This window comes from Stutzerimonas chloritidismutans (assembly GCF_020783375.1).
GTDB lineage: Bacteria > Pseudomonadota > Gammaproteobacteria > Pseudomonadales > Pseudomonadaceae > Stutzerimonas > Stutzerimonas kunmingensis.
The window spans coordinates 4,422,736-4,435,672 of record NZ_CP086067.1; the positions used below are offsets into that span (position 1 = coordinate 4,422,736).

A 12,937-nucleotide genomic window follows, 5' to 3' on the forward strand; every position below is an offset into this window, starting at 1 on the left:
AGTTCCGACTGCGCGTGCAAGCGTCCATGTCGCCAGCGAGCGTTTCGCGGGTGGCGTTGGGCAGAATCGGACCGATCGAAAACGTAGCTGGCATGACGGGAATGGTTTCCCCGGCCAGCCGATTTTCGGCGGTGCGATGGCGGTCGGCGGGATAACAAGAATCATAAGGGGAACCCGCAATGTCTCGACATCCATGCATCTGGATGGGGCTTGGGCTTTCGGCAATATTTGGCCAGGCCCAGGCGGCCTGGGACGTGAACATGCGCTCCGGCGCCACCGACGTCAGCCGTTCGGTGTTCGATCTGCACATGACGATCTTCTGGATCTGTGTGGTCATCGGCGTGCTGGTATTCGGCGTGATGATCTGGTCGATGGTCGCGCACCGCCGCTCCAAGCGTCAGCATTCCGCTCACTTCCACGAAAACACCCGCGTCGAGGTGCTCTGGACGGTCATCCCGCTACTGATCCTGGTGGGCATGGCGATCCCGGCGACGCGCACGCTGATCCACATCTACGACTCCAGCGAATCGGACGTCGACGTGCAGATCACCGGCTACCAGTGGAAGTGGCACTACAAGTATCTGGGCGAGGACGTGGAGTTCTTCAGCAACCTCACCACGCCGCGCGAGCAGATCAACAACCAGGCGCCCAAGGGCGAAAATTACCTGCTGGAAGTCGACGAGCCGCTGGTGATTCCCGCCGGCGCCAAGGTGCGCTTCCTGATCACCGCGGCAGACGTCATCCACTCCTGGTGGGTGCCGGATCTGGCGGTGAAGAAGGACGCCATTCCCGGCTTCATCAACGAATCCTGGACCCGCGTCGAAGAGCCCGGCATCTACCGCGGCCAGTGCACCGAGCTGTGCGGCAAGGACCATGGCTTCATGCCGGTGGTGGTGGAGGTCAAATCCGCCGAGGACTACGCCGCCTGGCTCGGCGAGAAGAAAGCAGAGGCCGCCAAAGTGGCCGAACTGACCAGCAAGGACTGGACGCTGGCAGAACTCACCGAACGCGGCGAGAAGATCTACCAGACCTCGTGCGCGTCCTGTCACCAGGCTGGCGGCGAAGGCATCCCGCCGATGTTCCCGGCCCTCAAGGGCTCGACTATCGCCACCGGCGATATCGAGGCGCACATCGACATCGTCGTCAACGGCAAGCCGGGCACCGCCATGGCGGCCTTCGGCAAGCAGCTGTCGGAAGTCGACCTGGCCGCGGTCATCACCTACGAGCGCAACGCCTGGGGCAACGAGACCGGCGAAATGGTCACGCCGAAAGACGTGCTCGACTTCAAACAGGCCGAAGAAGCCACCCAGTAAGAGGATTCGGTGATGAGTGCAGTGATCGACGATCATGGTCATGCCGGACATGACCACCACCACGGCCCGGCCAAGGGTCTCTCGCGCTGGCTGCTGACCACCAACCACAAGGACATCGGCTCGATGTACCTGTGGTTCAGCTTCTGCGCCTTCCTGCTCGGCGGCTCGATGGCCATGGTCATCCGCGCCGAGCTGTTCCAGCCGGGCCTGCAGATCGTGCAGCCGGAATTCTTCAACCAGATGACCACCATGCACGGCCTGATCATGGTGTTCGGCGCAGTAATGCCGGCCTTCGTCGGCCTGGCCAACTGGATGATCCCGCTGATGATCGGCGCGCCGGACATGGCGCTGCCACGGATGAACAACTTCAGCTTCTGGCTGCTGCCGGCAGCCTTCGGCCTGCTGGTCTCGACGCTGTTCATGGAAGGCGGCGGGCCGAACTTCGGCTGGACCTTCTATGCACCGCTGTCGACCACCTACGCGCCGGAGTCGGTGACCTTCTTCATCTTCGCCATCCACCTCATGGGAATCAGTTCGATCATGGGCGCGATCAACGTGATCGCCACCATCCTCAACCTGCGCGCGCCAGGCATGACGCTGATGAAGATGCCGCTGTTCGTCTGGACCTGGCTGATCACCGCCTTCCTCTTGATCGCGGTGATGCCGGTGCTGGCGGGCGTGGTGACCATGATGCTGATGGACATCCACTTCGGCACCAGCTTCTTCAGCGCGGCCGGTGGCGGCGACCCGGTGCTGTTCCAGCACGTGTTCTGGTTCTTCGGCCATCCCGAGGTGTACATCATGATTCTGCCGGCCTTCGGTGCGGTCAGCTCGATCATCCCGGCGTTCAGCCGCAAGCCGCTGTTCGGCTACACCTCGATGGTCTACGCCACCGGGGCGATCGCCTTCCTCTCCTTCATCGTCTGGGCGCACCACATGTTCACCGTCGGCATCCCGCTGACCGGCGAGCTGTTTTTCATGTACGCCACCATGCTGATCGCCGTGCCCACCGGGGTGAAGGTGTTCAACTGGGTGTCGACGATGTGGCGCGGCTCGCTGACCTTCGAGGCGCCGATGCTGTTCGCCGTGGCCTTCGTCATCCTCTTCACCATCGGCGGTTTCTCCGGGCTGATGCTGGCCATCGCCCCGGCAGACTTCCAGTACCACGACACCTACTTCGTGGTGGCGCACTTCCACTACGTGCTGGTTCCGGGAGCGATCTTCGGCATCTTCGCCTCGGCCTACTACTGGCTGCCCAAGTGGACCGGGCACATGTACGACGAGACCCTGGCCAAGCTGCATTTCTGGATGAGCTTCATCGGCATGAACCTGGCGTTCTTCCCGATGCACTTCGTCGGCCTGGCCGGCATGCCGCGGCGCATCCCCGACTACAACATGATGTTCGCCAACTTCAACATGGTCTCCAGCGTCGGCGCCTTCATGTTCGGCGCCACCCAGCTGCTTTTCCTGTTCATCGTCATCAAGTGCATTCGCGGCGGCGTACCGGCACCAGCCAAGCCCTGGGACGGCGCCGAGGGGCTGGAATGGAGCGTGCCGTCGCCGGCGCCCTACCACACCTTCCAGACACCCCCGGACATGAGCGATGTGCACGAGCACCGCAAGGGCACCGGCGGGGAGCTGACGCCGTGAGCAGGCAACAGGGCGTCGCTGGCAGGCCCGGACGGGTCTGCCAGGTCGACCGCGAAAAGGCCCGCTCCCACCAAACGGGGAGGCTCTCATGAACGAGTCCCTGCCCACCCGGCGCCTGGTCCGCCGCCTGCTGTTCGTCGTGGCCGGCATGTTCGGTTTCGGCTTCTTGCTGGTGCCGATCTACGACGTCATGTGCCAGGCGTTCGGCATCAACGGCAAGACCGCCGGCGCCTACACCGGCTCGCAGAGCGCCGACGCGGCGCGGGCCGTGCGGGTGCAGTTCCTCGCCACCAACGCGGCCGGCATGCGCTGGGAGTTCGGCCCGCTGGCTGACCAGCTCAGCGTGCACCCGGGCGCCAGCCAGGAGATTCGTTTCGTCGCCTACAACCCGACCGACAAGCCGATGACCGCCCAGGCGATCCCCAGCGTCTCGCCGTCGCGGGCGGCGGCCTACTTCCACAAGACCGAATGCTTCTGCTTCACCCAGCAGGTCTTGCAACCGGGCGAGCGCATCGAAATGCCGGTGCGCTTCATCGTCGATCGCGACCTGCCCGCCGACGTGCACAACCTGACCCTTGCCTACACGCTGTTCGACATCACGTCCCGCCAGCCGCCGGTGGCCGTCAACGCCACATCGGCCCCGGCCAAGGAGAGTCTGCAATGAGCCAACAGACCACCCACGAGCAGTATTACGTTCCTGATCAGAGCAAATGGCCGATCATCGCCACAATCGCCCTGCTGGTCACCTTCTACGGCCTGGGCAGCTGGTTCAACGACCTGAAAGCCGGGCGTGACGAGTCCAGCGGGCCGATGATCTTCTTCGTCGGCGCGCTGCTGATCGCCTACATGATGTTCGGCTGGTTCGGCGCCGTGGTGAAGGAAAGCCGCGCCGGGCTGTACAGCGCACAGATGGACCGCTCGTTCCGCTGGGGCATGAGCTGGTTCATCTTCTCGGAGGTGATGTTCTTCCTCGCCTTCTTCGGCGCGCTGTTCTACATCCGCTACTGGGCCGGCCCCTGGCTGGCCGGCGAAGGCGACAAGGGCATCAGCAACATGCTCTGGCCCAACTTCGAATACACCTGGCCACTGCTCAACACCCCAGATCCCAAGCTCTATCCGGCACCGGAAGGCACCATCAGTGCCTGGGGCCTGCCGCTGATCAACACCATCCTGCTGGTCAGCTCCAGCTTCACCTTGACCTGGGCGCACCACGCGCTGCGCAAGAACAATCGCCAGCACCTGAATATCGGCCTGGCGCTGACCGTGCTGCTCGGCGCCGCGTTCCTGGTCCTGCAGATCGAGGAGTACGTGCATGCCTACACCGAACTGGGGCTGACCCTGGGCTCGGGCATCTATGGCGCAACCTTCTTCATGCTCACCGGCTTTCACGGCGCCCACGTGACCATGGGCGCGATCATCCTCACGGTGATGCTGGTGCGCATCCTGCGCGGGCATTTCAGCCCGGAACAGCACTTCGGTTTCGAGGCAGCGGCCTGGTACTGGCACTTCGTCGACGTGGTGTGGATCGCGCTGTTCGTCTTCGTCTATGTGATCTAGCGAATCAGAAACCAAAGGCGGGGCGCAGCTGCCCCGTATAGAAACCCCAGCCGATCAGCGCAACGGTCAGTGCGCTGAGGCTGACCCGGATGAACAGGGCCGTGATCACGCGGGAGGTGCGGCCCTCGTCCCTGACCAGGAAGAACAACCCACTGAACAGACTGACCAGCGTGGCCACTAACAACAGAACGATCGCCGCCTTGAGCATGAGCGATTCCACGACAGGGGTATTGGGGGTGGAGTATAGCCAGCCGTATCGACACATCAGGCTGCCGGGCATGAGCAGCTTCAGGCCGGGGCTGCTGCCTACCCTGCTGGTGCTGGCCATGCTGCCGGTACTGGTCTGGCTGGGCTTCTGGCAGTTGGAGCGCGGCGAACAAAAGCGCGATCTGCTGGCACGCCAGGAGGCGAGGCAGCAAGCTGCGCCGCTGTCACCGGAGCAGATCGAAAGCAGCGCCCAGCCGGCCTTTTCCCGCGTGCATCTGCAGGGTCGTTTCGATGCCGAGCACAGCTTCCTGCTCGACAGCCGCACCCGTGACGGCCAGGTTGGCGTAGAGCTGCTGCAGCCCTTTCATGACGAGCTCAGCGACCGTTGGGTAATGGTCAACCGCGGCTGGATTCCCTGGCCCGATCGCCGCGTGCCGCCGGCCTTCGACACACCAGCGCAGTCTTTGAAGCTCGCAGCCTGGGTCTACGTACCGCCAGGAAAGCCGTTCATCTTCAGCCACCGCACGGCCGAGGGCTGGCCGCGCCTGATCAACCACGTCGACATCGAGGCGATGTGGCAGCAGGCCGGCCGCGAAGGCGTGATCCATGAATTGCGTCTGGAGCCCGGCCCCAGCGCCTACCGCGCCGATTGGGCGATCACCAGCATGCGCCCGTCGCAGCATCTGGGCTACGCCGTGCAGTGGTTTGCCATGGCAGCCGCCCTGCTGGCGCTGTTCATCTACTTCGGCGTGCATCAGGCACGGGAGAAGCACAGTGACAACGATGAATCCAACCCTTGCCGGCCGTGAGCCGAAGCGCGGTCGTGGCCGGCTGCAACTGCTGCTGATAATCACCGTGGTACTCGGCCCGATGCTACTGGCGTCGGCGATGTATCGCTTCGGCTTCTGGGTTCCACAGACCCGCAGCTACGACGGCGTGCTGATCGCCAACGGTCAGGACCGCGCAGCCATCGGCGTGACTGCAGCCGACTCCGAACGGCGCTGGGAGCTGCTGGTCACCGCCCCGCAGGGCTGCGAAACGCAGTGCCAGCAGCTGGTCTACCTGGCCCGCCAGATCAATATCGGCCTGGCTCGCGAAGCCGCCCGCGCCAGCCACGCCCTGGCCAGCGCCACCGCTCTGGACGAGGCCTACGAGCAACGCCTGCGTCGCGAGTATCCGCAATTGCAACGCCATGGCCTCGACGCCGGCGTGTATGCCCGCAACCCCGAAGCACCGGCCACGCCGCAGCTTTGGATCGTCGATCCGCACGGCAACCTGGTGCTGCGATACGACGCCGAAGCCGACGGCAAGGCAATCCTCGATGACCTGAAATACCTGCTGAAGATCTCGCAGATCGGCTGACGCACTCTGCCGCTTCGCTGGGGTCCCAAACTGGCCGCCCAAGGAGAAACCGATGGCCAAACCCGGATACCGCCTCGCCCTGATCGCCACGCTGCTGGCGGTGGTGGTCGTGCTGCTCGGTGCCTATACGCGGTTGACCCACGCCGGCCTCGGCTGCCCTGACTGGCCAGGCTGCTACGGTTTTCTCGCCGTGCCCATGAGCGAGCAAAAGCAGAACCTCGCCGCGCTGCGCTTTCCCGAGGCGCCACTGGAAGTGACCAAGGGCTGGAACGAGATGATCCATCGCTATTTCGCCGGCGCGCTGGGGCTGGTGATTCTCGCCATGGCGGCGCAGGCGGTACGCCGTCGCGGCCAACCCGGGCAGCCAGTGAAGTTGCCGCTGCTGCTGCTCGCGGTGGTCATCGCCCAGGCAATCTTCGGCATGTGGACGGTAACCCTGCAGCTCTGGCCGCAGGTGGTTACCGCGCACCTGCTCGGCGGCTTCACCACCCTCAGCCTGCTGTTCCTGCTGTGCCTGCGTCTGTCCGGCGCCTTTGCTCCGTTGCCAGCCATCGACGGTCGTCTGCGCAAATTCGCCGGCATCGCCATACTCGCGGTGATCGCCCAGATCGCCCTCGGCGGCTGGGTCAGCAGCAACTATGCGGCCGTCGCCTGCACCGACTTCCCCACCTGCCATGGCGAATGGTGGCCGCGGATGGACTTCGCCAACGCCTTCAACCTGGCCCACCACGACATCGGCCCGAATTACCTCGGCGGCCTGCTCTATGGCGAGGCGCGCACGGCCATCCACCTTACCCACCGCATCGGCGCGCTGTGCGTGACGCTGGTGTTGCTCTTGCTCGCTGCCATGCTCATACGCCGCGGCCTCGGCCGGCTGGCCGGGTTGCTCATCGCCGCGCTGGCGCTGCAGGTCGGGCTGGGCATCAGCAACGTGCTGCTCAACTTGCCGCTGACGGTCGCCGTAGCGCACAACGGCGGCGGTGCCGCGCTGCTGCTGGTGCTGGTGCTGGTCAATTACCGGCTGCGCGAGCCTGCACATGCCGCCCGGCAAACCGAGCCAGCATCGATTTCGAACACGACGGGGCAGCTCGATCTGCCCCGCGCATGACCACAAGGAGAACCCCCATGGCGACTCTACTCAGCGAACGCAGCGCCCAGGCCAGCTGGCGCGACTACCTGGAGCTGACCAAGCCGAAGGTGGTGCTGCTGATGCTCATCACCTCGCTGGTGGGCATGTTCCTCGCCACCCGCGCCGGCGTGCCCTGGACGGTGCTGCTGTTCGGCAATCTGGGCATCGCCCTGTGTGCCGGTGGCGCGGCGGCGGTGAACCATGTGGTGGACCGGCAGATCGATTCGGTGATGGCCCGCACCCACAAACGCCCCCTGGCCGAAGGCCGGGTCTCGCCAGCGGCGGCACTGACCTTCGCCTTCGTCCTCGGCGTCAGCGGGCTGGCCCTGCTGCTGACCTTCACCAATGCCCTCGCCGCCTGGCTGACCCTGGCCTCGCTGATCGGCTATGCGGTGATCTATACCGGCTTTCTCAAACGCGCCACGCCGCAGAACATCGTCATCGGCGGACTCGCCGGCGCCGCACCGCCGCTGCTCGGCTGGGTCGCGGTGACCGGCCAGGTCACCGCCGAACCGCTACTGCTGGTGCTGATCATCTTCGCCTGGACGCCGCCGCACTTCTGGGCGCTGGCGATTCACCGCAAGGACGAGTACGCCAAGGTCAACGTGCCGATGCTGCCGGTGACCCACGGCGTGCACTACACCAAGGTGCATATCCTGCTCTACACGGTGATGCTGCTGGCGGTCAGCTTCATGCCGTTCGCCATTCACATGAGCGGCCCGCTGTACCTCGCCGCCGCAGCGTTGCTGGGTGCACGCTTCCTCTACTGGACGATCGCGCTGTACCGCGACAGCCGGCCACATGCGGCAATCAAGACCTTCAAATTCAGCATCTGGTACCTGTTCGCGCTGTTCATCGCGCTGCTGGTTGATCATTATCTGCTGCTCGATTTCTAGATAGTCGCCCAAAGGACATCCATGACCCGCATCCAGAAAACCGTCTTCATTCTCGTGGCGCTGATCGCGCTGGTCGTCGGGCTGACGGTTTCCAAGGTGCTCAACAGCCAGCGCCAGCTCGACCCCACGCAGTTGCTGGATGCCGGCATCGTCGTGCTGCCGCAGAGCCGCACGGTGCCGTCGCTGAGCCTGACGGACCAGGACGGCGAAGCGGTGAAACTGAACGAACTGGACGGGCAGTGGACGCTGCTGTTCTTCGGCTACACCTTCTGCCCGGACATCTGCCCCACTACCCTGGCCGAACTGCGCCAACTCAACGGCATGCTGCCGGACGCCGTGCGCGACCAGCTGCGCATCATCCTCGTCAGCGTCGATCCGAATCGCGACACGCCGGAAAAACTCAAGGAATACCTCGGCTACTTCAACGCCGGTTTCCAGGGGCTTACCGGCCCGCTGGACGACATCCAGACCCTAGCCAACGGCGTCGGCATTCCCTTCATACCCGGCGATACCAGCAAGGAAAACTACACCGTCGACCACAGCGGCAACCTGGTCCTGATCGGCCCGGATGGTCGGCAGCAGGGCTTTATCCGCTCGCCTTTGCGGGTGCAGAAACTGGCCGAGCAGTTGCCTGAGCTGGTCAAGCAGGCGGAGTGAGGAAAGCGAGCCTGTTGGCGCTCGCGGTGTACCGACCATAGCTGGCGCTGGGCCTGGAAGCCCGCCCCCTCTAGCCCTCTCCCCAAGGGGCGAGGGGACTGTTCGATGATGGCGCAGGCTCTGGCGAATCAACACCCGGCCCAGAGGCGGCACGCTTCGGACGTCAGCACGGCGCAGCAACCATCTTTGGCTGCACAATCATCAAACACTGCCGTAATACTCACATACCTCTGCGATCCACCCCCTCGCCCCCTCCGGGGGGACGGCTGGGGCGCCCAGCATAGGGTTGAGGGGACGCTTCACCTCATGGCCATCATGGCTCACCGACCGAACTTACCGACGCCGCGCTTCCCCTGCGAGGTTCACGCAGCACCGCGCTGATGCGTGCTCGTCGCTTGCGCCACCAGATCACCACACCGGTGACCGACAACACCGCGATCGCCACGCCCAGAACGGCGATGAGGATGCGCCCTGGTAGGCCGAGGATGCGCCCGCCATGGATCGCCGGCTGCAGCAGATGAAACTGCTGCCCCAGCGTGCCCTGGCCGGGAATCTCCTGCCCCAGCAGACGACCGTCGGTGCCGTGGAAGAACAGCCAGGCGTTGCCCTGGTTGCTGTCGTGCTCGCCGAAGCCGGCGCCGTAGAAGTTGTATTCGAAGCTGTAGTACAGCTCGGTGATTGCCTCGCTCAGGCCGAGTTCGGCGGCGTGCTGCATGGCGTAGTCGTACGCCTGGTGGAAGTCGTAAGCGGTGGTGCCCAACTGCTCAGCCGGCATCCGCCCGCGGGCCTCGTAGACGCTCGGCTCAACGGGCGAGAACAGCGATACCACCGGCTTGAACACCTGCTCCGGCAGGTTCATCGCCACGCTACTGACCGCCACCGGCGTGAGCAGCAGCCACAGCCACAGGCCGCCTGCGCGGTGTACGTCGTGGTTCATGCGCTGGCGCTTGATCTTCCAGGACGTCCACCACTTGGAAAAGAACGGCCGGCCACGAGGAAAGGTCAGCACCAGCGAGACGAAGCAATCGATCACCCAGGCGATCGCCACGATACCCATCAACCACAGCCCCCAGTTGCCCGGCAGCGACAGGTTGTAGTGAAACTCGAGGATGAAGGGCACGAAGTTCTTGCGCGAGAAGCAGCATTCGCCCCAGTAGCGCGTGCCCACCGGGTCGCCGCTCACCGCATCGACGTACTGCACCACCGGGCGCTCGCCATACGGCTTGCCAGTTGCCGGATCGTTACGCGGCACCAGCGCCATCAAAGCGGCGTGACCGGGCTCACTGGGAAACTCCATGTACCAGACCTGCATGCGCGGGTTGGCCTGCTCGACGCGTTCCACCAACGTTCCCGGCGCCAGCACCGGGCCCTCGCTGGTGGTGTGGTAGAACTCCGGGTTGAGCCATTCGTCCAGCTCGTGATGGAAGGCCAGGATGCTGCCGGTAATGCCGGCGAGAAACAGGAAGATCGCCGTGGCCAGGCCGATGTAGCGGTGCAGGAGCACGAGAATGGAACGCATCGTCGGTTGTCCGTCCTTCAGAAAGCACAAAGCCGCCGGCCCTGTGGGGCCGGCGGCAGTTCAGCGTTGATCAGAAGTCGTAGGTCACGGTAGCCATGACATTGCGCTCCTCGCCGTAGTAGCACTGGCTCAGGCTGTTGCACGCGGCGACGTACTTCTCATCGGTGAGGTTGTTCAGGTTCAGACGCACGCCGACACCCTGCAGCCCGACGCGAGACAGGTCATAACCAAGCATGGCGTCGTACAGCGTGTAGGACGGAATGCGCAGGGTGTTCTCCGCGTCAGCCCAGCTCTTGCCGAAGTAGCGTGCGCCACCGCCAACCTGCAGCCCGGCCAACGGCCCTCGGTCGAAGGTGTAGTCGGTCCACAGCGAGGCCATGTTGCGCGCCACCGCGTTGGGCGTGTTGCCGCGATTGTTGACGCCGGCAGCACCGGTGAAGTCCTTGGAATACTCGACGTCCATGTAGGTATAGCTGGCGATGACATTGACCTGTTCCAGCGGCCGCAGACGAGCTTCGACTTCCAGGCCCTTGGAAGTGAGCTCGCCAACCGCGCGGTAGAAGTTCTCGTTGGAATCCTTGTTCGCCAGGTTGGATTGCTTCAAGTCGAAGTAGGAGATGGTGTAGAGATCATCGGTGCCCAGCGGCTGATACTTCAGGCCCACCTCGTACTGTTCGCCTTCAGTCGGATCAAGCAGTGTGATGTCGAAGCCGCCGCTGCCATTCGCGTTATAGGCCGCAGTGGCGTTGGGATTGAACGACTCGGAGTAGCTGGCGTAGGGCGACAGGCCGTTATCAAAGGCATAGAGCACACCAACGCGACCAGTGAATTGCTCGAGCTTGGCGCTATCGGACTGATCGCCGTAGCTCGCATCGTTGGTGTGATCGAACGAGACGTCTACCCAATCCTGGCGAACACCCAGCGAGAAGCGCCAGTTGCCGAGGCTGATCAGGTCCTGCACATAGAGGCCTGTCTGCTCCAGCTCACGGGTTTCGTCGTACTGGTGGTAGAACACCGGGCTGCCCGCACCTACGGCACCGGTGTAGGGATTGACCGAGGGCAGGCCGTAGGCTGCGTCGTAAACCACCTTGGCCTTGCGCCGCTGGTAGTCGAGGCCGGTCACCAGAGTATGGCTGAGTGCGCCGGTATCGAAGAGGAACTGCAACTGGTTGTCGATGGTCCAGGCGTGCAGCGCTTCGTCGGCCCCGGTGTAGTAGCGCACCAGTTCATCGGAACCTGGGGCCACGTAGCCGTACTGATAAACCTGCCCCGAGTCCACGGTGGAGTCCAGGTACTGGAAGTTCTGCCGCGCCGAAACGACATCGTTGAAACGATGCTCGAGCTGATAGCCGATCATCTGCTGGTCGCGCTCGAACTTCTCGTAGTCCTCATCGCCCTCGAAGAAGCTGCGCGAGATGCGCTGACCGTTGCGCGACGTCACCGTGCCATCGGCCGGTAATCCGCCGTGGTAGCCGCTCTCCGGATCGCGTTGCAGCATCGCCAGCAAGGTCAGGCGGGTGTCTTCGGTGAAGTCGATGCTCACCGAGGGCATCACCGCAAAGCGTTGCTCCTCGATTCCATCGACCTGGTTGTCGGCATCCTTGGCCACGCCGACCAATCGATAACTGATGCGCTCGTCATCCAGAGGCCCGGTGAAGTCGAACGCTGCCTGCTTGTAATCATTGCTGCCGTAGGAGAACTGCAGCTGGCGGCTAGCTTCCTTCTGCGGCTTCTTGCTGGTCATCGCCACCAGCCCCCCGGGCAGGCTGCGGCCATAGAGCACCGAGGACGGTCCCTTGAGGATGTCGATGCGCTCGATGAAGTACGGATCGACCTGCAGACTGCTGTAAGTGCCGCTGTCGCCCAGCAGCTTCTGACCGTCGAGGTAAAGGTTGTCCACCGAGCCATCGGTGATGCCGCGCATGGCGACATAGTCGTAGCGCGTCGTCGCACCGTACGGCGTACTCATCAGTCCCGGCGTATAGCGCACCGCCTGAGCGATCGAGCGTGAACCCTGATCCTCGATCTGCTGGCGGGTGACCACCGAAACGGTCTGCGAAGTCTCTGCTAACGGCATACTGGTCTTGGTCGCCACGCTGCTGTGGGTCGCGTTGTAGCCTTCCATCGAACCCAGCGCGTTGCCCAGGGCGAAGCCTTCGACGGTCATCGGTTGCAGTTCGACGGCATCGGTCTGCGCGCTACGGCGCGCTAGCGAGTAGTTGCCCTGGCTGTCGCGGACGGCGTGCAGGCCGCTACCCTGAAGCAACGCAGCGAAACCGTCGTCAACGCCGTACTGCCCTTGCAGGCCGTTGCTGTCCAGGCCCTGCAGCAGGCTGCCATCCACCGAGAGCAGCACACCTGCTTCACCGGCGAAACGGCTCAGTGCGCTGGAGAGCGGGCCGGCGGGAATGTCGTAGCTGCGCACCACCTGCTGGGTCGCAGACTGCGCCATGGCAGCGCCGGGCACGACGCTGGCCAGCGGCAGGCACAGCAGCGCGGCACGAATGCCGAGCGCCAAGGCGCGGGAGCGATTGGGAATGAACGGCAAGGCGGTCGAGCGCATGGGTGTTCCTGTTCGAGTGACGGATTTAGCCCTATGCCCAACCAGATCGAAGAAAGGGAACTGCAGATGCGAATATTTTTTATT

12 protein-coding genes are annotated in these 12,937 nt (G+C 63.9%); 9 read left to right on the forward strand and 3 right to left on the reverse strand.

Annotation, left to right across the window (positions count from 1 at the left end):
* Positions 1-179 precede the first annotated feature (179 nt).
* The 4 genes from coxB to LLJ08_RS20760 all read left to right on the forward strand — a co-directional run bounded on the left by coxB (position 180) and on the right by LLJ08_RS20760 (position 4,520).
* Positions 180-1,313, forward strand: coding sequence for a cytochrome c oxidase subunit II (coxB, locus tag LLJ08_RS20745; protein ID WP_228207872.1), 1,134 nt, complete (start codon positions 180-182; stop codon positions 1,311-1,313).
* A gap of 12 nt (positions 1,314-1,325) precedes the next feature.
* The gene (gene ctaD / locus LLJ08_RS20750) at positions 1,326-2,963 is read left to right on the forward strand and encodes a cytochrome c oxidase subunit I (RefSeq protein ID WP_003303652.1); all 1,638 of its coding nucleotides are present in this window, start codon (positions 1,326-1,328) and stop codon (positions 2,961-2,963) included.
* Positions 2,964-3,051: 88 nt separating this feature from the next.
* The gene (locus tag LLJ08_RS20755; RefSeq protein ID WP_228207873.1) at positions 3,052-3,627 is read left to right on the forward strand and encodes a cytochrome c oxidase assembly protein; all 576 of its coding nucleotides are present in this window, start codon (positions 3,052-3,054) and stop codon (positions 3,625-3,627) included.
* Positions 3,624-4,520: a cytochrome c oxidase subunit 3 gene (locus LLJ08_RS20760; RefSeq protein WP_228207874.1), complete on the forward strand. Its 897-nt coding sequence runs from the start codon at positions 3,624-3,626 to the stop codon at positions 4,518-4,520. Before LLJ08_RS20755 ends, LLJ08_RS20760 begins: the two co-directional genes overlap by 4 nt.
* 4 nt (positions 4,521-4,524) lie before the next feature.
* Here the strand turns inward: LLJ08_RS20760 and LLJ08_RS20765 are convergent, their stop codons facing one another.
* Positions 4,525-4,728, reverse strand: coding sequence for a twin transmembrane helix small protein (locus LLJ08_RS20765; RefSeq protein ID WP_003303658.1), 204 nt, complete (start codon positions 4,726-4,728; stop codon positions 4,525-4,527).
* 70 nt (positions 4,729-4,798) lie between these two features.
* Between LLJ08_RS20765 and LLJ08_RS20770 the strand changes: the two genes are divergently transcribed.
* Genes LLJ08_RS20770 through LLJ08_RS20790 form a run of 5 tightly spaced genes read left to right on the forward strand, consistent with a single transcriptional unit; the run spans position 4,799 to position 8,771 of the window.
* Positions 4,799-5,536 (forward strand): SURF1 family protein, encoded by a 738-nt coding sequence (locus tag LLJ08_RS20770; protein ID WP_228207875.1) that lies wholly within the window; start codon positions 4,799-4,801, stop codon positions 5,534-5,536.
* Complete coding sequence (locus tag LLJ08_RS20775; RefSeq protein WP_228207876.1) at positions 5,511-6,089, forward strand: hypothetical protein; 579 nt, start codon at positions 5,511-5,513, stop codon at positions 6,087-6,089. Before LLJ08_RS20770 ends, LLJ08_RS20775 begins: the two co-directional genes overlap by 26 nt.
* A gap of 52 nt (positions 6,090-6,141) precedes the next feature.
* Entirely contained in the window at positions 6,142-7,197 is a 1,056-nt protein-coding gene (locus tag LLJ08_RS20780) for a COX15/CtaA family protein (RefSeq protein WP_228207877.1), read from the forward strand.
* 17 nt (positions 7,198-7,214) lie between these two features.
* Positions 7,215-8,114 carry a heme o synthase gene (cyoE, locus tag LLJ08_RS20785; protein WP_014822215.1) on the forward strand — a complete coding sequence of 300 codons (900 nt, stop codon included), beginning with the start codon at positions 7,215-7,217 and terminating at the stop codon, positions 8,112-8,114.
* Between the two features lie 21 nt (positions 8,115-8,135).
* Entirely contained in the window at positions 8,136-8,771 is a 636-nt protein-coding gene (locus tag LLJ08_RS20790; RefSeq protein WP_042924217.1) for an SCO family protein, read from the forward strand.
* 313 nt (positions 8,772-9,084) lie between these two features.
* Here LLJ08_RS20790 and LLJ08_RS20795 read toward each other — a convergent pair whose 3' ends face one another.
* Both LLJ08_RS20795 and LLJ08_RS20800 read right to left on the reverse strand, forming a co-directional pair.
* Positions 9,085-10,290: a PepSY-associated TM helix domain-containing protein gene (locus LLJ08_RS20795; RefSeq protein ID WP_102833164.1), complete on the reverse strand. Its 1,206-nt coding sequence runs from the start codon at positions 10,288-10,290 to the stop codon at positions 9,085-9,087.
* A gap of 70 nt (positions 10,291-10,360) precedes the next feature.
* Complete coding sequence (locus LLJ08_RS20800) at positions 10,361-12,853, reverse strand: TonB-dependent siderophore receptor (RefSeq protein WP_228207878.1); 2,493 nt, start codon at positions 12,851-12,853, stop codon at positions 10,361-10,363.
* Positions 12,854-12,937 lie beyond the last annotated feature (84 nt).